Raw genomic sequence first — 23,042 nt, 5'->3', positions numbered from 1 at the left:
GCAGTTCAGGACTTGCCCAGCAACAGCAAGATCTCGTTATTGCGCAACCAATCCTCGGGATATCGTCCCTGCAGCGCCTGCGGAACGGGCATATCGACATGGCGCCGCTCCTCGCGCAGCACGTCGAAGCCGGCCTGCCGGGCGATATCGATCAGCTCATCGGCAGTGAGTCGGTTCAGCGCCTGGTACTCCTTGAAGACAAAGCGCTTGTAACCATCGACACCGAAATCGGCAAAGCCGAAATCCACCTCGGCAGCATCCAACGGACCTTCATGCTTGTCGATGATGCTCCATAGCTCCTCTTCCGAAGCCATCAGGTGGTGCCAAGGTACATCGTCATAGCGGCGCAGATGCGAGCCCCAGGGCGAATGGAACAGCGGCTCAATCTGCAGGAAGAACACCCCGCCAGGGCGCAGGCAGGCGTGCAGGTCCGCCAGAATCGGCAGCACCTTGTCGCGCTGCACATGCTCAAAGGTGGACCAACTGAGCAATCCATCGTAATTTGCATGGCGCCCCGCCAGTGGCGAATTGGGCACGATGGTCTCAAAGCTCAGCGCTGCAGGAATGCGCGACATGCCCAATTGCTCTCGCGCGATGCGCGGCAGCTTGGCGTATTCCTGGCGGATGTCGATGCCGTGGATGGACGTCGCACCATGGCGCAATACCAGGGCCAGATCGGTAATGCCATCGCCGCAGCCGAAATTCAGCAGCCGAGCCTTGGACAGATCCAGCGCCCGACCCAGCCAATCATGCGCCAGATCTGCAGCATAGTTGAAATGTGCACGAAACCATTCATCCGTGATCTTGCCGGCATCCCATGGCGCCAGGCCGAACAGTCTCTCCTGCAAGCGCAGCTTCCAACTCATGCAATCGTCCTCTTTGTTCTATCAAATGGCCTGGCTGCCGTTCACAGCCGTTGAAGCACATAGGCATCCTGGTGGTTCCAGAAATGCACCAGTGAACGATGGCGCAAGGCATCACTGCCCCAGGTTTCGGCAATGCGCTCCAGCACGAAACGCTCCGAGGTGAACGCCGTGCCGTACTCATTGGCATCAATGGCATTCGATTCGCTGGACGGTGCGAAGAAAAAACCGTCATCGTCCAGTGTCACGCTATCGAAATCCGCAGCCTTCACGCCATGGGTGCTGAACACCAGCAGACCACCCGGCGCCACCGCATCGCGCAGCACCTGCAGCCATCGCGTCCAGGTCGAGCGCGGCAGATGGCTGAACAGCGACAGTACGAACACCAGCTCGTACTGCTGAGGCCAGCGTACCTGCTCCGGCACGCTGGCCGACGCAAAGCCCTGCACACCGAAGGTCTGCCTGGAAAAGTCCACGGCATCGATCACGATGTCCGAGACCGTGACCCGTTCCGCACCCAGTGCCTTGACCAGGTGCCGTGTGAAGCGGCCATGGCCGCTGGCGAACTCCAGCACGCTGGCCGTGTGCAGCAAGGGCTTGTCCACTGCCTCCAGCAGCAGCATCAGCTCCGACAGCGTGCGCCAACCATCAGCGAAGTAGTCGCGCAGCGGATTGCGGCTGGAGGGATGTCCACGGAAGAAGCCAAAGATATCGTCCTGTGGCGAGATCCTGCACTCAAGCCCCATGATGTTGGAGAACGAGCCCACAAGGCCATGGGTCTCGATCAGCTCATGAGCCTGCAGCAGCGCATCGTTTTCGCTTCGTGCGCGAAGCAGTACCTGGGCAGCGCCAGCTCTGTCTCCCTGCTCCAGCAGTTGGCTGGCTTCTTTCAGCAGACGTTGCCCTTCGCTCAAATCCGTGGGCAGAGAACTCGTTGTATTCATTGAACTATCCGGGGAGAGTTGTGTGCAAAGGCCGAAAAACCGACTTCAGCTCACCAGGCGCCGCAGCGGTGGAAGAGAAAAAAGCGCCAGCGATGTCACCGCAGACAGCGCAAACACCAGCAGCGTCATCAAAGGCCAGTAACTGCCGGCTTGTGCAAGGCCATAGCCCCAACGTGCCAGCATATCGATCCAGAAGGGGTGAATGGCATAGATGCCCAAAGTGGCCTTGCCCATGTGGTTGACCCAGGCCGGCACCCTGTGAGCGGGAAAGCGAAGTGCCAGCAAGAAAACGCAGAAGGTCAGCACCATCGCAAACGGGCTGCGATTGCTGTAGAAGAGCACGAAGGCCCACTCCTTGAGCGCCGGGTAAAGCAATGCCACACCCCCTGCCATGCCCGCAATCGCCAGGATCACGCCCAGCCACAATTGCCATGACGCCAGGCGCACCTGGCGCCTGAGCAGATAGTAGCCACCGAGGAAATAGACGATAAACAGGGGAGCAAGCCCGATGAAGCTGGCATGCGAGGTCTTCTGCAGCGTCTGTGCGATGGAGACAAACCACGTCATGCCCGCTGCCACTGCCAAGAGATGGCGCCATCCCGGGCCATCCCCCACGCCCAGCACCGCATAGCGCATGGCAGGCATCATCAGGTACAGGCCCAGCATCATGTACATGAACCACAGGTGGTACCAGGGGCTGCCCAGCACCACATCCTGCACGATGCCCGCCCAGGTCATTCCGCCCCACATCCACTGGCGCCAAGCGAAATAGAACACCGACCAGAACAGCAGCGCGGGCAGCAGCCGGGACAGGCGTTGGCCCACCATGCCCCAGGGATCACGTTCGGCAGGCCGCGCCAACAGCACCGCCCCGCCCACCATCACAAACATGGAACTGCCCAGGCGCCCGGCCGCGTCTCCGATATTGGCAACCCACCAACCCAGGCTGTGCAAGTCGACCTGCGACACCCGCAGCACTGCCGTATGCACCATGATCACGCCGAACGATGCCAGTACCTTGAGCAGATTCAAGCGTGGATCAACACCCGACCTGGCCTCGCCAGCGGGCGGCGCGTGCTGCTGCGATCGTGCCGACTCCTGCGCCATCGTTCAGTTCCAGTGATGAGGAAGGCGCACCAATCCAGGCAGCGGCTTTGGGAAGATGAAGCGCAGATGCAGGAACTGGAACCATTCGTCATAGACGGCAAGACCTGTCTCATCGAACAGGAAGGCACTGATCACATAGTCGCCGCTGTGCAGAGGCAGTTCGGGGAAGGTCAATACCGTCTGCCAGGTTCCATCAGGCAATTGCCGCGGAAAAGCGCCATCTTCGTGGGTGGCCAGGGAGGTGATTCCCACTCCCTTGGACTGCTCGATCATGAAGCCTATGTGCGGGCGCTCCTCCCCGCGTCCGCGCGCCGTGATGGTCACCACCAGATCCTGGCTCTGCAGCAGGCCAGGCTGATCGCCCTCAGGCTCGGCCAGATCCTTCACATCCACCGACAGGATGCAGGCCGTGCCACTGTCCACGGCAGCCACGGGCCCCGATGGCGGAGCCTCTGCCTCATGCGCCGTTGCCTGCTCACGCCCGCCTGCCCCCTCGGATGCAGCAGCGCCTTCCAGCGCTTGCTGCTCGCGCTCCTGGCGCTCGCGTGTGTGCATATCGTAGGCAGCAAGCACCTGCTCGGTATCGCCGAACTGCGCCACCTGCCCCCCACGCAGCCACAGTGCAGCGTCGCAGAGATGGCGGATGTGGTACGGACTGTGGGAGCAGAACAGGATAGTGCAGCCGCTGTTGCGGAAGGCCATGATGCGTTCGATGCATTTCTTCTGGAAATGCTGGTCACCCACGGCCAATGCTTCATCGATGATCAGCACATCGGGTTGCACCGCCGTCACCAGCGCAAACGCCAGGCGCACGGTCATGCCCGAGGAATAGGTCTTGACCGGGCGCTCCATCGCCTCGCCCAGCTCGGCGAAGGCAGCAATCTCGGGCTCCAGCTCGCGCATGCGCTCGGGGCTGATGCCGATCAGGCTGCCGCCGAAATACAGATTGTCACGGCCGCTGAAATCAGGATGGAACCCGGCGCCCAGCTCCAGAATGGCCGTCACCCGGCCCACGCGTTCGATCTTTCCGCAGCTCGGCTGCAAGGTACCTGCCAACAGCTTGAGCAGCGAACTCTTGCCTGCGCCGTTGTCGCCAATCACGCCAATGCACTGGCCGCGGTGCAGTTCAAACGACACATCGCGCAGCGCCCAATGGCTGCGGTGCGTGGCGGTTCCTGTCAGCAGCGCCTTGAACCGCGCGCGCGGCGACGGGTATAGCTTGTATTCCTTGCCCAGGTCGCGCACGCGCAAAACCAGGTCTTCGGGCAGCTCGACATGCTTGGCGTTCATAGCCAGTCCACCAATTGATCGCGGCTGCGCCGCACCAGGCCGTTCAGGAGCACGGCCAGCACCAGCAGCCAAGCGCCCAGGGCCACCCACACCGCAAGCTGGGGCCACAGGCCCTGCAGCAGCACATTCTGGTAGCCCAGCACCAGCGCCGTCATGGGATTGGCCCAGAGCACCCAACGCCAACGCTCGGGGAACAGCGTGAGCGGAAACAGGATGGGCGACAGGTAAATACCCACCGACAGCAGGAAGGTCACCAACTGCCCCACATCCCGCAGCGCCGCCGTGAGGATGGCCAGCGCATAGGCCAGCAGCGCGCACAGCAGCAACTGGCCCAGCAGCAGCGGCGCCAGGGCCAGCATCGAGGTGTTCAATCCATGCTGGGGCAGATAGGCCAGTGCCACCAGCACCAGCAAGGGCCCGAAGATCACGCTGCTGGCCAGCACGGCCCGCATGGGAAACAGTACGGGTGGCAGCGCGTTCTTCTGCAGAATACCTCCCGCCTCGATCAGGCTGTTCATGCCACGTGCCGTGGCGTCGCAGAACGCCATCCAGGGCAAGGCGCCCACGACCAGGAACGCGCCCACGGCATGCGTGGGCGCGTTGTCGCCCAGGCGCATGGAGAACACCACGTCGAACACGAGATAGTAGGCAGCCACCGTGAGCAGGGGCTGCAGATAGGGCCAGAGCACGCCTGCGGCCGTGCCCGCATGGCGAGCCGCCACCTCGCGCCGGGTCATCACCCACAGCAGGCTGCGTGCCTGCCACAGCGCGCGGCATTCGCCGAATAAAGAGTACATGCGTTGTTATGCGACAAGTGCCGCCCACGTCGCATGGCGACGCAGCGGCACTTCGTTCATGCCAAACCCGGCATTTTCGCGCAAGACGCCGGGTCTGTGCCTGCCTTTATGGGGCTGTCCAGGCAAAGAGTGTCAGTTTTTGCTGCACCCCCTCGACAACTTCTAGCAGGCCTGCCAGTCCACGGCAAAAGGCTGAACTCGGCGTTGGAGCCGATACAGCTTAGCGCTTCTTCATGCTTTCGCTATAAGTCTTGATGGCTTCAGGCTTGAGTGTGCCCTTGGCGCGCAGCTTATCAGCCTCTTTGTCGATAGCCTCTTGCACGGCCTTGGCACGCACCTCGGCCACCAATTGCTCGCGCACTTCAGCGTAGGGTAGTACACCTGCAGGGCGACGGGATTCCAGCTTCAGGATGTGGTACCCGAACTTGGTCTTCACCAGCGAACTCAGGGCACCGGGCTTGTCCAGCGCAAAAGCGGCCTCATCGAATTCCGGCACCATGCGGCCGCGTTCGAAGTAACCCAGGTCTCCGCCCTTGGCGGCGCTGCCCTTATCGACGGAATTGACCTTGGCCAGCTCTGAGAAATCGGCGCCGGATTTGAGTTGTGCTAGCAACTCCTCTGCTTTTGCCTTGGATTCCGGGGTATCGCCAGCAATCAGAATGTGACGGACATGGACTTGTTCGAAGTGCGAAAAGCGATCCGGCTTGGCGTTATAGGCGTTGCGCGCCTGGGATTCGGCCAGGGCGTCCGACAGATTGTGCTTGGCCTGCATGCTCTGCAGCCAAGCGTCCGACAGCATCTTGTCTCGTGCCAGGCGCATTACGGCGTCCAGATCCGCCTGCTTCACGAGTTTTTGTTTTTGTGCATCATCGGCCAATGCACGACGCACATAGAGGCTGGTGACAATCTGCTCGACCCGCTTTGGATCGGAGAGCACCTGGTTGCGCAAGGCGTCAGGCGTGCGCAACGCGTCGGCGTTGACGTCACTGATCGTGATCCGGGCAGGGCCATCCATCAAGGCCTGGGCCTCGTCAGCGCGGGCACTGGCTCCCAGCAGGCAACCCGCCATCAAGGCCAGGGCCACAGTGGTTCGCGGCAGGGAGGAAAAAGCGGTCTTTGTCATTCGCATGCTTGCCATTTTTTTCGTCGGTACAAATAAAAAAAGCGGGACTTCCGTCCCGCTTTTTTAGATCGCTACTTGGCGACTAAGTTGCTTGCTCACGCAAACAAATTAGGGAGCCACGCGAGCGTAGCGGTGGGGCCAAGTGATACCGTAGGTGCCCGAGAAGCCAGAGCCAGCGCTGGGGTTGGTCAGCTTCTGGAACGAAGCGCCCAGGATAGGCAGGCCAGCGCCGCCGTTGGTCACATCAGCAATAGCCCAGCCACGGTTGAAAGCAGAGCCGCCGGTGTCTTGACGAGCCACGGTAGCGGCCAGCACGGAGTTGCCGGTGTCGGCAAAGCTCAGCACGCTGGTTTCACCGCAGAAGCGGAAGGTAGCGACTTCACCCGGCGACAGGACAGCGCCATCTTCACGGAACTGCTCTTCACGGCCGTAGAAGGTCTGGTTGTCAGCTGCCACGCAGATACGTGCATCAGCAGTAGCGTCTGTCACTTCGGTGTTGCCGGAGTGGAAGAACGCCACGGCGTTGTTGACGATGTCCGACGAGAACACGCGAGCAGCAGGAGTGGTGCCTGCGCCGTTGTAGTTCAGTGCCACGCTGTAACGACGGGTGGGCATGGAGAACACCCAGTCAGTCTTACCCGAAATGCTCAGGTCATTGGCGTACTGGTTGATCACCGAGCCTTGCGCCAGAGCCACCGACAGAGCCTGGGCTTGCGTCAGGGGCTGTGTGTCGCTCAGTGCGCCGAAGTAAGGCGTAGACATGTCGGGCAGGTCGTACAGACCAGCACGGATCACGGGGTTGTTGAAGGTACCGCCGGTCACAGCGCCTGCAGCGTTCTTCTCCAGGCCCACGTTCACCGTACGGAACAGCGGATCGGCCGTCACTTGGTTAGCCGTTGCCACAGCAACAGGGGTAGCGCGCTGGGGGAACAGCACGTAGTTACCGCGAGCGGCAGCACCGGCGTTGACAGCCGTCAGAGCCGTGGCAGCACCCGAGAACGTGGTGGTCTGCGGCACGTTCATGATGTACCAGTCACCCATCAGACCCGTGGTGGGGGAAGCCAAGCCGCGGGAAGCAGCGTCAGCTTCATCAGTCCAGTCGGTGGTCAGCACGGCGGGGTTCAGCACAGCGCTGTCGCAAGCAGCCACGCCAGCGGCATTGTGCTTGATGGTCTTGTACAGAGCCGACTGGGAGTCAGTAGCAGCACCGTAGACACTTGCGCTCGGGATGTCAGCCATGTTGAAGATTTCAACGTAGCCTTCACGCGAACCACTGGCACGGGCTTCAGCCGACAGCTTGGGGTTCAGGCGGGCAGTCGTGCCGTTGAAGTAGCCCACGGCATTGGCAGCCTTGGCACCATCAGGCGTAGCCTGGTTGGGAGCCGAGTTCAGGCGGGGCAGCGTGCAGGTATTGTCCGAGCTGGCCAGTTGCAGGACGCCATTGGCACCTTGTGTCACGGCAGCGGTGAAGACGTCTTGGGGCGACAGGAAGACTTGGAAGTCCATCAGGTCGTCGGAGTTGGCGGCGCCGCGGAAACGCACCTTGACGGCCTTGCCGTTCTGGGTGTCGGTGTTCACCAGGTGCAGCACGGTCATGTTGCCGTTTTGAGCGGAGAAGTAGGGCACAACCAGGTTGTGACCCGTACCGCCTTCGCTCAAAGCGAACGACGTGGCGTCAGATGCGCCCAGCACAGCAGCCGTAGGAGCAGCACCCGTACCGACGATCACGCCAGCCGATGCAGCGCCTGCAAAGCCCAGGCCACCAACCATGGCAGCAATGCTCAGGGCCAGAACATTTTTCTTCATAAGAACTATCTCCAGTAAAAAAGATAAGGTAGTTGCAACCACCACGATTGATCGCCGAGGAATCGTAGCACAGCCAGTTACGCCGCCATGTGGCTTTTTGGGGGCTTGCAAGTGAGCATTTGCGAAAAAAACAACACTTGCCTAGCGAGCGCCGGTACAGGGACGACGCATTATCCCCGACATTTACCAACGCACACAATGGCTTTTGAACCAGTTCGAACTTTTCAGTCCAAGTGCAGCCACCAGCGGCCGTCCTCGGTCACCCAGGCCTCCGTGATGCTGATCGGCACTTCCGCCCCACCCATGCTGGGCACCTTGGTCGTGAAATTGCGGCGCACCACGCAGCGGGTCGGCTCGCACTCGGTGGAAATCAGTTCACCGCCCTTGAGCGTGGTTGCTGCGCCATTTTCCAGGCGGAAGCGCTCCTTATCCTTGAGCTTGCGGTAGGTAGGAGTCAGGTATTCATAGGCTTTGTCCACCTCGCCGGACTGCCGCGCCTTGAGATAGGCAGCGGAGCGAGCGCTCACAACGTCTTCCGGGGTTTTACCCTCATCCGAGGTCGTGGCGCATCCTGCCAACAGCGCCACGCAGGCTGCCCCTGTTGCCCACGCCATCCACCGTAGGCCCGATGCAATAGGCTGTTTGATTGTCTTGTTACTCATATGGTTTTTCTCCAGAAAGAAATTTCGAGGTGTGCAGATTCCGAACGCTTCAAAGGCCTGCACGCTTACCGGGAGGCAGGCGCAAGAGGCCCCACCTCCACCGAGGCCTTGGATGGCGCCGGAAAGGCATCATCAGGTGCAGTCCGAACCGAGGACTTGAGGAGCGGCGACAGAGCACGCATCTGCTCGCGCAGGTCATCGCTGACTTCGCGCACATCGATGTCGGTGCGGACCACGCGCGGGGTGATGATGACGATGAGCTCGGTGCGGGCACCTGAGTTGTTGGTGGAGCCGAACAGATTGCCGACCACGGGCAGATCATACAAATAAGGTATGCCCGAACGGCCCTCATTTGAATTCTCCTGGATCAACCCCCCCATGACGATGGATTCCCCCGACCGCACGGCCACACGGCTTGAGATCTGGCGCTGAAGGAAGGCTCGCTGCCGAGTCACCTCATCCATGGCGCCCACATCTGTCACCGATTGATTGACTGTCATAGTGACCAGATTGCCCGCATTGACAGAAGGGACGACCTGCAAATTCACCCCCGTGTCCTTATAAGAGAAGTTGTCGATGGCGGTCCCCGAGGTCCCAGTCACAGTAGTGCCGGATTTGTAAGGCTGCTGCGTACCGACGGCGATAGCCGCCGGATGGTTGTCCAGCACCATCAGCGTGGGACTGGCAACTACCTTGACCTGGGTCTTGCCGGCCAGGGCTGTCAAAACGGCCTTGATGTTGCCAAGAGAGTTTTTAAGTGTGTAATTGAAGCCCTGTCCAAGGCTAAGACCGCCCAGCCCTCCTGTGGCTGTATCCAATGATGTAGCGCCAGGGGGACGGTCATCGCCCGCCTGACCCAGCAGTCCACCATTCCCGCTGTAGCCCTTGTTGCCGACATCGCCACTGAAGGCCCATTGCAGGCCATAGCGCAATGTGTCATTAAGAGTGACCTCCACGATGCTGGCCTCGATCAACACCTGGGTGGGCGGCAGGTCCAGCTTCTTGAGCGAAGCTTCGATGCGCTCGAACTCAGCTGGCGTGCCCCAGACCAGCACGGAGTTGTTGAGTTCGTCGGCCATGACGCGCACGCTACCCAGGCTCGCGCTGACCATGCCCTGCCCTGTCCCAACCTGGTTGCCGATCCCCGATGTCGTGGAACCGAAGCGCTGCCCGGAGTTCGAGCCGAAACCACTGTTCCCAAATCCGCTATTGCCGAACCCGCTATTGCCGAACCCGCTATTGCCGAACCCGCTATTGCCGAACCCGCTATTGCCGAACCCGCTATTGCCGAACCCGCTGTTGCCGAACCCGCTGTTACCAAAGCTGTTGTTCCCGAAAGCCGAGGTCCCTGAAGTCGAGGTTCCCAACCCGGGAGCCACACCGCTGTTGGCCGTACTGCCGCCCGCAGAGCCACCGAAGATGCCGGCCAGCACGCCGGCCAGATGCTTGGCATTGCCGTTCTGCACGCGATAGATGTTCAGTTGCGGCTGCGAGCCTCCGGAGCCCGGCTGGTCCAGCTTGGCCAGCCAGCGCCGCGCCTCGTCCAGATAGGCCGCCCGGGGCGTGATGACGATCACGCTGTTGAGACGCTCGATGGGGATGATGCGCAGCGCGCCGAACATGGGGTTGCCCTCGCTCAGCGATGTCACCGCGCCTGCGCTGGCCGCCGCAGCTGCGCCAACGGCCGCGCCCGGCCGGACTGATCCACCGGCAGTGCCGGGCGCCCCAGGGGTTGCGGCACCGCCAGCGCCTCCACCATTCATGATCTGGAGCGCCGCACTGACTTCCTGGATGGAGACATACTTGAGGGGAAAAACTCCCACGGACATGCCTTCGAGCAGGTTCACGTCAAAAGTCCGCACCATGTCCAGCCAGCCTTCAGCCTGCGCCCGCGAGCCCGCCATCACCAGCAGGTTGCGGATGTTGTCCACGCGCACGATGGCATCGCCAGGCACCATGGGCCGCAGGATGGCAGCCATCTCGTTTGCACCGATGTACTGCAGCGGCACGATGATGGTTCCGTATCCTGGTGCCAGCGGCTTGTCGGTCGTGGCCTGGCGCACGGTGGCACCTATGCTCTTGAGTGCATCGACCCGGCCCACATGGTAGGTGCCGCGCGCATCGCGCACCATGGCCATGCCATTGGCTTGCAGAGCAGTCTCCAGCAGGTTGAGGATCTGGTCCGCCGGAATGGCACTGCGCGTACTGAGCGTGATGTTGCCCGTGATCGGCGGGTGCAACACATAGTCGAGCGACAGGATGTCGCCCAGCACCGTGCGCACTACCTGGGATAGTGGCGCGTCCTCGAAGTTGAGCTTGGAGGGCTTGCCAGCCACCGGAGGAAATGCCTTGGCATCGCCCAACAGCTTGCCCGTCCCGGACAGGATGCGTGGCTTGGCGCCATCAGCATCGTCCGAAGTCTTTTTGCCCTGCGATGCGCCATCGGCACCCTCCCCTTCGGGCAGAAAGACATAGTCCCGTTGAACGGCATCGTCACGGAAATGGCTCACGAAGTTGTTCTTGGCCGGTTGGGCACAGGCCAGCAGCAACTGGCACACGGCGAGTGCCAATGCGGTTCGGATAGGTCGATTAGGCAGTTGCATAGATTCTCTTGACTGGTTTCTTGAGGCGGAGGAGTCTCAGCGGACAATCCCGCCACCCAACGAGGCACCCTCTTCCTGGGGCGCCGGACCGGTGTTTTGCGGCTGCTCAGCCTCCAGCTGTTGCCCAGCATATGAGCCCCCCCTGGGGACTCGCGCCACCGGAGCAGGAGGCGACGGCACACGAACATTTGCGGGAATGGCCGGACCCTTGTCCATTGCGGCCCGCGTTATGGGTAGCCTGCGCTTGCGCCCGCCACGTTCCAATTCAATTTCGCGGTCCAGCACACGAGACAGCTTCCAGCCGCCAAGGCTTTGGCTGAGCATGAAGCGCTGTTCCTTGCCTGCGTACTGGACGATGGCGCCCGTGACGGCCCCATCAAACAGGCCCAGCACCTTGGCCTTGGACCATTGGTCCTGCTCGACCGGTTCTTCGTCCGACTTTTTGGGAGGCGGCGGGGGGGGAGGGGGAGGACGGCGGCTGAGCGCGAACAAAGGCCGTTCCTGCATCTGGAGCATCAACTGATCCTCCTGGCGTATCCCAGGTTCCGGGGTCTCCGGCTGCTTTGGCAGCAATGCCTGAACGTCCGCCTTGATGGGCTCAGGCGGCTGCCAGCGGCTGTTCTTGATCTCCATCTGCGGCGTGAGCCAGGCCATCGCCAGGGCACCGCACAGCAATACCTGGGTGGCTCCTACGCCCCATCCCAGCCAGTTGATCTGATTCACGGCGTCTTGCTCCGGAGAATGCTGAAGGTAAATTGCGCACTCAACCTGGGCGCCACTCGGGGATTGGCATTTTGCAGGCTACCCGGCAGATTGACCTCCAAGTCGTCGAGCCAGACCGTGGGGCTGATGTCGCGCAGGGACAGCAGCGCCATCTGGATCGAGGGCCAGTCGCCCTCCGTGGACATCACAACATCAATGCGCTCATAGTTGCCGTCTTCAGGATTGGGGCGCACTTGGCTGCTGACGATGGCCAGGCCGGCACGGTCCAACACCGTACGCAGGCGCTGCTGCACCGCGTTACCGGTCTGGGTAGCGTCACTCTCGCCCGGATAGACATGCTTGGCCTTGGTCTCGGCCAGGCTTTCCAATGCCTGTTGAATTTCCTCCTCCTGCTGCTGCAGGCCCAGCAACCGCGCATGGCGTGGCTCCACGACATCCAGCTGGCTCTGCCCCCAGTTGTGCTTGGCATGGACCCAGAGCCCGCCCACAACCAGAGGTAGCAACAATGCCAGGGCAGGCAGCGACAGGATTGCCAGTTGGCGCCAGGGCAGTCTTGGCTTCTCGGCCATTACGCACCCTCCTTCGCCGGCACGGATGGCGTATCCGTTGCTTCAGATGCATCCTTGGCCTCGTCAAGGGCGTGCACACCGAGCACGGCTGAATCCAGCGTGGCTTCGAGCGTAAAGCTCTCCTTGCTGGTCCGCGAGGACCGCGTCACGGCGCTGGGCAAGCGCACATCGCGCAATCCAGGCTCCTTGGAGAGCAGGCGCACCGCTTCGGAAGTGTCATCACTCAGGCCTTGCACCGTGAGCTTGTCTCCCTTGTACTGCACGCGTTGAACGGCAGTGTCATCAGGCAACACCCGCGTCAGGAGCGCCATTACACGCAGATGGTCGATCTGCTGATTCCTGCGATCCATCAGGGCGGAGACACTTTCCGCCTCAGCCACCAAGGCCTGCCGCTTGGCCACCACTTCCCGGGTAGCCTGGGTCAGCCGGGCAAATTGGGCGTTGGCATCCTCGGCACGCAGATAAAGCTGTGCGGTAGGCGTGGCGGCCAGGGCTGCAGCCAGTGCCGCCACGACCAATACACCAGTCAGTAGCCAGACACGTTGCCGCGCCTCACGAGCCAGACGGCGCTGCTCGCCAAACCCGGTGATCATGATGGTCTGCGTCACGGCATCTGCCCAGACCTCGGGCGCCATGCCGGCCGGCAGGCGGTATCCCTGCTCCTTCAGAGCCCGCTCCACCTGATCGCGAGATGTGATCACCACATCGACCAGCCGGACTGAAGATGCCCCCCCTGGGGAACGCGCAGCATAGGCCCACAGTGTCTGCTCTTCAGTGAAGGGCGACATCATCTGCACATCGAGCTGCACGGCTCCATGCAGTGCCTTGGGAGACATGGCAGGCAGGCGCAGCGTGCGTACCAACACCTGCTCGGACGGCAGCAAGACGGCAGCATAGTCAGGCGAGGGGGTGGTCCCGCCATTGTCCCGCTGCCCCCACTCGAAACGATCTCCCCTGACCCACGCCATACCATCAGGCCGGGACTCCCAACCTGCCACCTTCACGGGGAACCGCGGCATAAAACGCCGCATCCAGGGCAGGTGTGCCAGTTGCTGCCATGCCTCGCGCAATTGACCACCCAGCGAACTCAGGTCGATGCCGAACAGTTTCGCGTCGGAACTCAGCAGCGGCATGGACTACCCCCTCCACTCTCACGTTGAGCCATCTTGAAATTCTTCCTTTCTTGGCACTTGAAGCGCTACAAGCGCCCTTTCCAGGTCTGGGAGGCAGCGAGCACAGTCCAGGGCAAACGCCCGGGCCCCATTCCGCCCGGTACGTCCACCTGCCGCGTGATCAATGCCTCCCCCGTGCCGTCAAACGGCACCTTGGCAATGAGGGTGTAGCGCGAACCGGATACGCCCTGCTGGGAGCCAACGCTCCCTTCCAGCCATGGCTTGAGCGCTTCCGGGGCGGCCCCAGGATTCACCGAACCACGCCCATCAGCATCCGCTACGACAAAGCCCCGGATGCTGGCAAAAATGCCGTAACTCATGCCCTGCACCTGCAGCAGGTCCTCAGGCGCATCCCAGGCCGGGCGTAGCGGCTGGCGATTGTCTACGCCATTGCGCGCCTGCACAATGGCTTGGGCCAATGCCTCGGCAGCACCGCCACCGAGGCCAGCCGCCTTGGAAAGCAGCAATGCCAGCAACGCAGGCGGCGCATCGTTGATGTTCACCAAGCCGCTCCAAGGCACAACAGCGACGTCTATTATCCCTTTTGGCGTCGGCACCTGGAGCACGGCGGAATCGCGAAATTCCATTGGTTTGAGAGCTATTCTCTGCAGCACTTGGTAAATGGCTGCCTCACCCAGCGCCCGGCCTTCGGCCATTTGCCGGGTTACAGCGATAACCGAGGCCTCACTGCGCACCACGCGACCCAGGCTGCTCGCAAATATGGCCAAGGCGGCCACAATCCAGAGCACCAGCACCAGGGCCATTCCACGCTGCGAGTCAGAACGGCAAGTGTTTTCGGTCGTGCAGCGTCTCACCAAATAACACCTCCGCCCAAGGTGGCACGAATGACACTTGCAGGATTCGAACCTGCTGGCGTATTCATCGCAACAACTGTCAACGGCCATACCCCTGACGACGTCTGCAACTCGATCTGCACGGCAGACGGCAGTTCCTTTTCGTTGTCCTTTTCGGGCCCCCATTGCGGCTGCCAATGTGCCACGCCCAGCTTGGCGTTCTGGTAACGCAAGGCAAAACCCGTGACACCGCGATCGACCACGTAGGACTGGCTCTGCCCCCAGTCGGGCATGACATCTGGCCCCTGCCAGGGCGCAAAGCGCAGCACCAGGGCATCGCCTTCGACGGAAAGCTGGAAGTGGGTACGACCGCCCATGCCAAAGCGTGCGGGCATGATGCCCAGCCAGCGCATGCCCTGCGGGCCGCCTTCGAAAAACAGCTCGCTCTCGCCCTGCTTGCGCAGGCCCGCCTGCCGGCGCACGGCAGAGACCTGGCCCAGAACCGAGCGCAGGAAGGCAATGGACACACGCTGGTGGTCCATGCGGTCCCGTCGCGCATCGACACGCTCCTGGGTCTGGGAGACCGTGGACATGGCCGAGGCCAGCCCCAGCATGAGCAGGGACAGCAAAGCCATGACCACCAGCAGCTCCACCAGCGTGAAGCCGCGCTGCCTGGCCGAAGCCGAAGGCTTGACGCCGGACACTCTCATCGCGTTACCTCGCCTGGCTGCAATGGTCGCTGCGGACGCAGGGTTTCAAAGACCCAGCTGCGATTTTCGGCAGAGATGGTGATTCGCAATGCATGCAGGGGGACGGCGGTCTCAGGCAAGTCGCTTACCGGGAAAGGCGCCGAAGTCACTTGCCAAGCATAGATGCCATCCTGGCCCGAAGCCTGGGTGCCACCAGGATCGACCATGGGGAAGGCGTCCATCAGCGAATCGGCCAGCAGGGCCACGCCCTGGTTCTGTTCCAGCTTGGCGACGCCCCGCGCGGAACCACCCACCGCCCGATAGATGAGCGCCAGCGAGATCGCCATGATGGACAGCGCCACCAGCAACTCCAGCAAGGTCATGCCCCGCACCCGGGTGCGGGCTCCAGCGCGCCGACGCACTACAGGGCCTCTTTGGTGACTTGGCCGGACAGCCAGTCCACACGCAGACGCACGCCGCTGCCGCTTTGCGCGCGGGCGAGCGAAATGCTGCCGCCCGTGGCACCGCCCTCGGGCAGGAAGACGATGGTCTGGCTGCCGTCGGGCAGGGCCATGCCGGCTGCCGTGGTCAGTTGCACCGTCAGGCTGTCGGGCAGCTTGGCCGTGGCCTGTCCGGCGATACCGTACTGCCTGCTATTCGTATTGACAGCGAATGCCACGGGCATGCCCTGCAACGTGGCCTGCTGGCGCGCCTTGCGCAGCAGGGCCGTCACGTCCTGCACCGTCTGCCGATAGTCCACGGCATCGCGCAGCTTGCCCATGGCAGGCGGCACGATGCCGATGATGGCGGCAAGGATGCCGAAGACCACCAGCAACTCGATCAGCGTGAAACCATGGGCGCGCTTCAAGACTCATTCCCGGCACGGAGGCAGCGTTGCACTGAGGCGTCAGACCAGCAACTTACTTGGTGTTGCGGATATCGGAAGCTTCACCTTCTCCGCCGGGTGTGCCATCGGAGCCCAGCGAGAGGATCTCGAGGTCGCCATTGGCAGCCGGATAGGTGTAGCGGTAAGGATTGTTCCAGGGATCATTCGGCACGCCACCCTTCAGGTAAGGGCCTGCCCAGCCGGCGACGCCAGCGGGCTGCTTGACCAGCGCGTCCAGGCCCTGCTGCGAGGTGGGATAGCGGCCCACGTCGAGCTTGTACAGCTCCAGCGCCTTTTCGATGTCGGCAATCTGCACGCCGGCCGTCTTGGTCTTGGCTCCGCCCAACTGGTTCAGCACCTTGGGGCCGACCAGGCCGGCCAGCAGGGTCAGGATGGCCAGCACGACCAGCAGTTCGATCAGCGTGAAGCCACGCTTGCGGGCGCGGGAGGACAGTTGCTTTTGCATGCGCATCATCTTCTACATACCTTTCAGACAATTCAGATTCATCAGACGGCCAGATCGTTGACGGACAGGATTCCGAGCAGGATCGACACGATGATGGAGGCGATAAGGATACCGAGGACCAGGATCAGCGCCGGCTCCAGCATGGTCAGGAGGCGTTTGATCGCGTTTTCGACCTCGCGGTTCAATATGTTGGACAGCTCCAGCATCATGTCGCCCAGGCGGCCGGTTTCCTCGCCCACCCGCACCAGATTCAGGGCCAGGGGCTCGAATTCTCCGGTTTTCTGGGCAGCATGGGCCATGCGATGGCCTTCCTTGACCATGGGACCCATTTTTTCCAGGCGCTCGCGGATGGCGACGTTGGAGACCGTGTCGCTGGCAATGCGCAGTGCGGTCAGCAGCGTGACGCCGTTGCCCAGCAGCGTGCCCAGCGATCGGCTGAACAAGGTGAGCTGGTACTTGCGCACCACGCCACCCAGGCCCGGCAGGCCCAGCAGCCACGATTGCCAGGTCTGGCGGCCCTTGGGGCTCTTGACCCAGCGGGAAAAGGCCCAGCCCAGCGCGCCCAGCACGATGAACACCGCCCAGCCGTAGCTGCGAAACGCATGGCCCAACCCCATCACGAACTGCGTGGGAAGGGGCAGCGCGTCGCCCATGTCGTTGAAGAGTTGCTCGAACTGCGGGACCACGAAGCCCAGCATGGCCACCAGGGACAGCACGGCCACGCCCAGCAGGATGGCCGGATAGATGGTGGCCGAGACCACGCTGTCGCGCAGGGCACGCTGGCGCGCCATGTGTTCCACCAGCCGGTTGAGCACGCCCGACATCTGGCCGCTGGCCTCGCCCGAGCGCACCATGTTGATATAGAAGTCGCCGAACAGGTCATGGTGCTTGCCCAGCGCCTGGCTCAGCGGCATGCCGGCCTTGACGCTGTCGAGCACGGACTGGAGCATGGCCTGCATCTGCACCTTGTGGCTCATCTCCACCAGGACCTTGAGCGCATTGTCCAGCGACAGGCCGGCACGCATCATGATGGCCAGTTCGGTGGTCATGCCCTGGATGTCGTCGGCCTTGATGCGGCCTTTCTTGAGCGCACGCGCCGCCAGCGGCACATTGCCCAGGCTTGCGGCTTCCTCGACCTTGATGGGCGACAGGCGGCTCTTGCGCAGGTGCACCACCACCTCGGCCACGGCCGCAGCGGAAAAAGTGCCCTTGACCATCTGACCGCGGCTGTCCACGGCCTCCCAGCTGTAATCAGGCATCGCTCTGGTCCTGGGTCACGCGCAGCACTTCGTCGAGCGTGGTGACGCCCGAAGCCACCTTGCGCAGGCCGTCGTCATAGAGGCTCAGCATGCCGCTCTTGGCGGCCATGGCATGCAGGGCGTTGGCATCCTGGCCTTCGATGATGGCGCGGCGCAGCGGCTCGTCGATGACCATGAGTTCGTGGATGCCGGTACGCCCCTTGTAGCCAGTGCCGCGGCAATGCTCGCAGCCGACGGCGCGGTAGATGGGCGAGCCCTCGCGCAGAAAGCGCTTGAGGCCGCTGCCCTCGATGGCGGCCGTCGGCAGTGTGTCGGGCTGCTTGCAGCGCGAGCACAGCGTGCGCACCAGCCGCTGGGCCAGCACGCCGTTGACCGAGGAGGTGATCAGGTAGCTCTCCACCCCCATGTCGCGCATGCGGGTGACGGCGCCTGCGGCGGTGTTGGTGTGCAGCGTGGACAGCACCAGGTGACCTGTCAGGGCGGACTGCACGGCGATCTGCGCGGTTTCTCCGTCACGCATTTCGCCGATCATGATGATGTCCGGGTCCTGGCGCAGGATGGAGCGCAGGGCGTTGGCGAAGGTCAGGTCGATCTGGGGATGGACCTGGATCTGGTTGATGCCGTCGAGCTGGTATTCGACCGGGTCCTCGACGGTGATGATCTTGTTGGAAACCGCGTCGATCTTGGACAGGGCTGCATACAGCGTGGTGGTCTTGCCAGAGCCCGTGGGGCCCGTGACCAGCACAATGCCGTGCGGCTTGGCCAGCAGCGTGTTGAATTTCTCGAGCGTGTCCGCCTCGAAGCCCATGCTTTCCAGGCGCAGCCTCACGCTGGCGCGGTCCAGCACCCGCATGACGATGCTCTCGCCATGCACTGTGGGCGCGGTGGAGACGCGCAGGTCCAGTTCGCGGCCCTTGGCGCGGGTCTTGATGCGGCCGTCCTGCGGCAGGCGGCGCTCGGCAATGTCCAGATGGGCCAGCAGCTTGACGCGCGAGCCGACGGCGGCGCTCAGGCGCGGCGGCACGAGTTCGGCCGCGTGGATCACGCCGTCCATGCGGTAGCGCACCTGCAGGCCGGCTTCAAAGGGCTCGAGGTGGATGTCGGAGGCGTGCAGCTCGATGGCGCGGGAAATGATGCCTGTGACCAGGCGGATGACGGGCGCCTCGCTGGCCAGGTCCTTCAGATGTTCGACGAAGTCGCCACCCGTGGCGTCCGATTCCCAGTCCTGGCCTTCTTCCCCTTCGGGTTCCTGGCCTGCTTCGGACAGTGCCTTGCGGATGTCGGCCTCCAGCGCCAGCACGGGCTTGATCTGCAGCCCCGTGGCCAGGCGCAGCGCCTTGGTGATGAAGGGGTCCTGCGGCACGGACATGGCCACTTCGAGCACGCCGTCCTGCAGCGAAATGGGGCAGACGCACTGCGCATCCAGAAAACTGGCCAGCAGGCCAGGCACGTCGGGCAGCAGGTCGGGAAACTCTTCCGCACGCAGCCAGCGCATCTGCAGCTGCTCGGCCAGCGCCTGGGCCACGTCGGTTTCCGCCACCACACCCAGCTGTACCAGCACCTGGCCCAGGTAGCCGCCCAACTCCTGCTGCGCCTGCAGGGCGTTTTGCAGATCGCGCTCGTTCAGCTTGCCGGCGGAAAGGAGGCGTTCGCCCAGCCGCCCCTTGATCGGGGCTTCGACAGCGGCAATCGGTTCCATGAGGTGATTGGTGGAAGACATTGCCGCGGATTATCCACTGTCGCCGCATCCCCCGCCAAAGGCATAGCATGCGACACCCAGGGGCGCCGCCTTCCCGTCATCAACTGTTACGCGCGCAATCGTGCGGCGCGATGCTGCGCTGCACGATGAAAAGTGGTCTCAGGCGGTTTCAGGCGTTGTCAGGTGGTTCAAGGCGGCTTCAAGCCGCCTTCACCGCCTCTGCGGGCAGGCCGCTGGCATCGCCCCAACGACGCTGGGCCATGACCAGCAGCCCCTCGAAGATGAGGTTGTCCACCAGTTCGAAAGGCCGCGTCATGCTGGGCACCATCTTCCAGCCGGCGCCGCCGGCCATGACGCAGGCAGGCTCCATGCTGCAGTGCATGTAGAGATGCTGGTACATGCGCTCCACGGCACCGGCGATGGCGTAGGTGCCGCCGCTGGTCAGGGCGTCGCTGGTGTTGGTGGGAAATGGCGTGACCGCGCCCGTGGGCACATGCAGGCCGGCCGTGCCGCTTTCCAGGGCGCGCAGCATGATGCCGTGGCCCGGAAGAATCAGCCCGCCCATGAAGTGGCCATGCTGGTCCAGCGCGTCCACGGTGACGGCCGTGCCGACCATGACCACGATCAGGGGCCGCTCGGGGCCGCGCTGCAGGATGTGCTGGCGCGCACCGATCATGGCCACCCAGCGGTCTGCGCCCAGGCGCGACGGAAAATCGTAGCCATTGGTGACGCCGGCCTCGGCTGCGCTGGGCACGGCCCACTGCGGCTCGAAATCCCAGCCCAGCATCATGTCGATCTGGTCGTGCACGCGCCGTCGCGCCGTGTCGCCAGCCACCACGCAGCCCAGCATGCGCGTGGGCGTGGGCAGGTCGCTCCACGGCCCTTCGGCCAGGTGCTCGATGTGCTCAAGGAACTCGGCGCCGTGCGCCAACAGGGCAGCGCCAGGCCGATGCGCGTCGTACATCGCCCATTTCAAGCGGGTGTTGCCGATGTCTATGGCCAAAAAAGTCATGGGCGGGATTATCGGAGTTTTCCGGAGGATAGCGTCAGCCATGGACGACAACTGAGTGAGGACGTGAACGCAAGAATGACGCAAATGTCAAAAATCCGGGAGCGCTCCTGCCCGGCAGCGCGCGCTGCCACTGTTAGGCGTTACATTGGCCTTTCCGTTTTTCCACCCACCAACAGGAGTCACCCATGGGACTTTTCAGTTTCATCAAGGAAGCCGGCGAAAAGCTGTTCGGCGGCAGCGCCGCACAGGCAGCCGAGCCTGCGCAAGACCTGAATGCCAAGGCGGCCAAGGCCATCGAGACCTATATCGGCACGCAGAACCTGGGCGTCAGTGACGTGAAGGTGCAGTTCGACGGCTCGCAGGGCAAGGTCACGGTGCTGGGCACGGCACCTACCCAGGCGGCCAAGGAAAAGGTGACGCTGTGCTGCGGCAACGTCTCCAGCGTGCAGTCCGTGGACAACCAGATGACGGTGACCAACCCCGAGCCCGAAGCCCAGTACCACGACGTGGTGCGCGGCGACACGCTGTCGGCCATTGCCAAGAAGTTCTATGGCGATGCCAACAAGTACCCGGTGATCTTCGAGGCCAACAAGCCCATGCTGAGCCACCCCGACAAGATCTACCCCGGCCAGAAGCTGCGCATTCCGGCAATCTAAGCCCCCCTTGAGCGGCGGGGCGGCCCTTGCTCGGTGTCTCTGACCTGGCTCATGCCAGTTCTGGATGCCGCGAATTAGACCTACCCCGCTCCGAGAAAGGCCGCAATAGCGGCCTTTCTCAAGGAAAGATTCAGTATTTACCGCTCAACAGCGCACCGAACCCCGGAACGGCTGTCGGCAAGCCCAGGCGCTTGAGCATCATGAACGTCGTGGCCACCGAGGAAGACAGTACCGGCAGGCCCACGCGGTCCTCGATGGGCTGCACCGAGGCCAGCGAGGGCATCTGCACGCAGGCCGAGGCGATGACCGCGTCGGCATTGGCCGTGTTCAGGCGCCGCGTGATCTCGATGGGTGCGCGCGCATCCTGGGCGCCCACCTGCAGGTTGTCGGCAATCTCCAGCGAGATGCTGTCCACCACTTCGATGCCTTCGTTCTCTATGTAGTCGATGACCAGCTGCGTCAGCGGCTTCATATAGGGCGCCAGCAGCGCCACCTTCTTCGCGCCGATGGCGTGCAGGCCATCGACCAGGGCGCCGGCGCTGGTGACCACAGGCGCGGGGCCGCCGTTGTCCACTGTGCGCTGGTGCAGGCGCGTCTCGGAGACACGGTGGTAGCCGCGCCCCATGCTCATGATGGCCACCAGGCAGGCATAGCCGAGCACATCGACACGCGCATCCGACAGTTCCAGCGCGCAGCGGTCGCTGTCGCCGTCCATGGCAGCCAGCTCCTCCTTGGTCACATGCTTCATGCGCATGCGGCTGGAGTGAAAGGTGAAACGCTCGGGCGCCAGGGCCTCGCGGGCCCGCAGGATGGCGGGGATCTCGGTCTCCATCGTGGTGTTGGAGCTGGGCACGATCTGCCCGATACGGAAATGGGTTTTGGCTGTCATGTCAATCCATCGTGATGTGGTTGGCCTTGATGACCTTGCCCCAGTGGTCCGTCTCGCGCTGGACCAGGGCGGCCAGCGCCTGCGGGCCGAGGAATCGCGGCTCCACGCCCTGCAGGGCCGCGCGCTTTTGCACGTCAGGCGACTCCAGGGAGGTCTTGAGCGCGTCCGACAGCCTGGCGATGGCGTCGGGCGGTGTGCCCGCAGGCGCGAACAGGCCGACCCAGGCCTCCAGCTCGAAGCCCGGCAGGCCCGCTTCTGCGGTGGTGGGCACATCGGGCAGCATGGGATGGCGCGTCTTGCTGGTCACGGCCAGGGCCCTGAGCTTGCCCGTCTGCACATGGCCCAGCACCGAAGGCGGCGTGGTGATGAACATCTGCACCTGGCCGCCCAGCACGTCCTGGATGGCCGGGCCGGAGCCCTTGTAGGGCACGTGGGTGATCTGGGTCTGGGTCACCTGGGCGAACACGGCCGTGCCCACATGGGACAGCGAGCCATTGCCCTGCGACGCGTAATTGACCTTGCCCGGGTTCTTGCGCAGATAGGCAATGAACTCCTGCAGATTGTTCGCCGGCACCGAAGGATGGACGGCGATCACATTGGTGGCGGCCACGATCAGTCCCACGGGCACCAGCTCGGACTGGGCCCAGGGCAGCTTGGGAAACAGCGCCGGATTGCCCACGTGGTAGGCCGAATACGAAGCCAGCAGCGTGTAGCCGTCCTTGGGTGCCCTGGCCACCATCTGGTAGGCAATGTTGCCGCTGGCCCCGCCCCGGTTGTCCACCACGACCGACTGCCCCAGCAGGCGCGACATCGGATCGGACGCCAGGCGTGCCGCCGTGTCCACCACGCCTCCGGGCGGATTGGGGACCACGAGGGTGATGGACTTGGCTGGAAAGGCCTGGGCCTGGACGGTTCCTGCGCCCAGCAGGGCGGCCGCTGCCAGGCCGGCGGCCTGCAGCACAATGCGTCGATTCATGCTTGTCTCCATGTTCTCTTTGTACCGGCGCATTCTTGCGGGCCTGCTCGCGGTCGA

Annotated in this window: 23 protein-coding genes; 1 reads left to right on the top strand and 22 read right to left on the bottom strand. The window is 63.1% G+C overall.

What is annotated here, in order from left to right:
- Positions 1-5: 5 nt before the first annotated feature.
- From ACF8ME_RS17790 to ACF8ME_RS17695, 20 genes are all read right to left on the bottom strand, one after another.
- The gene (locus ACF8ME_RS17790) at positions 6-866 is read right to left on the bottom strand and encodes a cyclopropane-fatty-acyl-phospholipid synthase family protein (protein ID WP_047326198.1); all 861 of its coding nucleotides are present in this window, start codon (positions 864-866) and stop codon (positions 6-8) included.
- 41 nt (positions 867-907) lie between these two features.
- Entirely contained in the window at positions 908-1,807 is a 900-nt protein-coding gene (locus tag ACF8ME_RS17785) for a bifunctional 2-polyprenyl-6-hydroxyphenol methylase/3-demethylubiquinol 3-O-methyltransferase UbiG (RefSeq protein WP_047326199.1), read from the bottom strand.
- Between the two features lie 45 nt (positions 1,808-1,852).
- Positions 1,853-2,839: an acyltransferase gene (locus ACF8ME_RS17780; RefSeq protein ID WP_392417627.1), complete on the bottom strand. Its 987-nt coding sequence runs from the start codon at positions 2,837-2,839 to the stop codon at positions 1,853-1,855.
- A gap of 78 nt (positions 2,840-2,917) precedes the next feature.
- The gene (locus ACF8ME_RS17775) at positions 2,918-4,204 is read right to left on the bottom strand and encodes an ABC transporter ATP-binding protein (protein WP_047326201.1); all 1,287 of its coding nucleotides are present in this window, start codon (positions 4,202-4,204) and stop codon (positions 2,918-2,920) included.
- On the bottom strand, positions 4,201-5,001 hold the full coding sequence (locus ACF8ME_RS17770; protein WP_047326202.1) for an ABC transporter permease: 801 nt from the start codon (positions 4,999-5,001) through the stop codon (positions 4,201-4,203). Before ACF8ME_RS17770 ends, ACF8ME_RS17775 begins: the two co-directional genes overlap by 4 nt.
- 220 nt (positions 5,002-5,221) lie before the next feature.
- Positions 5,222-6,124, bottom strand: coding sequence for a peptidylprolyl isomerase (locus ACF8ME_RS17765; protein WP_392417623.1), 903 nt, complete (start codon positions 6,122-6,124; stop codon positions 5,222-5,224).
- A 108-nt stretch (positions 6,125-6,232) separates the two neighbouring features.
- On the bottom strand, positions 6,233-7,930 hold the full coding sequence (locus ACF8ME_RS17760) for a cell surface protein (protein WP_392417622.1): 1,698 nt from the start codon (positions 7,928-7,930) through the stop codon (positions 6,233-6,235).
- A 224-nt stretch (positions 7,931-8,154) separates the two neighbouring features.
- Positions 8,155-8,592, bottom strand: a complete 438-nt coding sequence (locus tag ACF8ME_RS17755) for a hypothetical protein (RefSeq protein WP_392417620.1) — start codon at positions 8,590-8,592, stop codon at positions 8,155-8,157.
- Positions 8,593-8,657: 65 nt separating this feature from the next.
- Complete coding sequence (gspD, locus tag ACF8ME_RS17750; RefSeq protein ID WP_392417617.1) at positions 8,658-11,195, bottom strand: type II secretion system secretin GspD; 2,538 nt, start codon at positions 11,193-11,195, stop codon at positions 8,658-8,660.
- Positions 11,196-11,231: 36 nt separating this feature from the next.
- On the bottom strand, positions 11,232-11,918 hold the full coding sequence (locus ACF8ME_RS17745; RefSeq protein ID WP_312840024.1) for a hypothetical protein: 687 nt from the start codon (positions 11,916-11,918) through the stop codon (positions 11,232-11,234).
- Positions 11,915-12,487, bottom strand: coding sequence for a type II secretion system protein GspM (gene gspM, locus ACF8ME_RS17740; protein WP_097203741.1), 573 nt, complete (start codon positions 12,485-12,487; stop codon positions 11,915-11,917). Before gspM ends, ACF8ME_RS17745 begins: the two co-directional genes overlap by 4 nt.
- Positions 12,487-13,620: a PilN domain-containing protein gene (locus tag ACF8ME_RS17735; RefSeq protein WP_392417615.1), complete on the bottom strand. Its 1,134-nt coding sequence runs from the start codon at positions 13,618-13,620 to the stop codon at positions 12,487-12,489. Before ACF8ME_RS17735 ends, gspM begins: the two co-directional genes overlap by 1 nt.
- A gap of 65 nt (positions 13,621-13,685) precedes the next feature.
- Positions 13,686-14,423 carry a type II secretion system minor pseudopilin GspK gene (locus ACF8ME_RS17730; protein WP_392417613.1) on the bottom strand — a complete coding sequence of 246 codons (738 nt, stop codon included), beginning with the start codon at positions 14,421-14,423 and terminating at the stop codon, positions 13,686-13,688.
- A gap of 47 nt (positions 14,424-14,470) precedes the next feature.
- Entirely contained in the window at positions 14,471-15,163 is a 693-nt protein-coding gene (locus ACF8ME_RS17725) for a prepilin-type N-terminal cleavage/methylation domain-containing protein (protein WP_392417612.1), read from the bottom strand.
- Positions 15,160-15,564, bottom strand: coding sequence for a type II secretion system protein (locus tag ACF8ME_RS17720; RefSeq protein WP_312840028.1), 405 nt, complete (start codon positions 15,562-15,564; stop codon positions 15,160-15,162). Before ACF8ME_RS17720 ends, ACF8ME_RS17725 begins: the two co-directional genes overlap by 4 nt.
- A complete protein-coding gene (locus tag ACF8ME_RS17715; protein WP_046240069.1) occupies positions 15,564-16,010 on the bottom strand; it encodes a GspH/FimT family pseudopilin in 447 nt (148 codons plus the stop codon). The genes ACF8ME_RS17720 and ACF8ME_RS17715 overlap by 1 nt, the downstream gene beginning before the upstream one ends.
- Positions 16,011-16,062: 52 nt before the next feature.
- A complete protein-coding gene (gene gspG / locus ACF8ME_RS17710) occupies positions 16,063-16,503 on the bottom strand; it encodes a type II secretion system major pseudopilin GspG (RefSeq protein ID WP_017405949.1) in 441 nt (146 codons plus the stop codon).
- Between the two features lie 32 nt (positions 16,504-16,535).
- Complete coding sequence (locus tag ACF8ME_RS17705) at positions 16,536-17,753, bottom strand: type II secretion system F family protein (RefSeq protein WP_047469286.1); 1,218 nt, start codon at positions 17,751-17,753, stop codon at positions 16,536-16,538.
- Entirely contained in the window at positions 17,746-19,452 is a 1,707-nt protein-coding gene (gene gspE / locus ACF8ME_RS17700; protein ID WP_016446467.1) for a type II secretion system ATPase GspE, read from the bottom strand. The genes ACF8ME_RS17705 and gspE overlap by 8 nt, the downstream gene beginning before the upstream one ends.
- A gap of 199 nt (positions 19,453-19,651) precedes the next feature.
- Positions 19,652-20,464, bottom strand: coding sequence for a type III pantothenate kinase (locus ACF8ME_RS17695; protein WP_016446468.1), 813 nt, complete (start codon positions 20,462-20,464; stop codon positions 19,652-19,654).
- Positions 20,465-20,649: 185 nt separating this feature from the next.
- On the opposite strand from ACF8ME_RS17695, the gene lysM reads away from it, so the two are divergent.
- The gene (gene lysM, locus ACF8ME_RS17690; protein WP_016446469.1) at positions 20,650-21,120 is read left to right on the top strand and encodes a peptidoglycan-binding protein LysM; all 471 of its coding nucleotides are present in this window, start codon (positions 20,650-20,652) and stop codon (positions 21,118-21,120) included.
- A gap of 130 nt (positions 21,121-21,250) precedes the next feature.
- Here lysM and ACF8ME_RS17685 read toward each other — a convergent pair whose 3' ends face one another.
- Together ACF8ME_RS17685 and ACF8ME_RS17680 are read right to left on the bottom strand one after the other, a co-directional pair.
- Positions 21,251-22,009 carry a maleate isomerase gene (locus ACF8ME_RS17685; RefSeq protein ID WP_016446470.1) on the bottom strand — a complete coding sequence of 253 codons (759 nt, stop codon included), beginning with the start codon at positions 22,007-22,009 and terminating at the stop codon, positions 21,251-21,253.
- Position 22,010: 1 nt separating this feature from the next.
- Complete coding sequence (locus tag ACF8ME_RS17680) at positions 22,011-22,985, bottom strand: tripartite tricarboxylate transporter substrate binding protein (RefSeq protein WP_017405951.1); 975 nt, start codon at positions 22,983-22,985, stop codon at positions 22,011-22,013.
- Between the last annotated feature and the right edge of the window lie 57 nt (positions 22,986-23,042).

It is taken from the genome of Delftia sp. WSY_7, assembly GCF_043104845.1.
GTDB classification, from domain to species: Bacteria; Pseudomonadota; Gammaproteobacteria; order Burkholderiales; family Burkholderiaceae_C; genus Comamonas; species Comamonas tsuruhatensis.
This window is presented reverse-complemented; position numbering and strand designations above follow the sequence as displayed.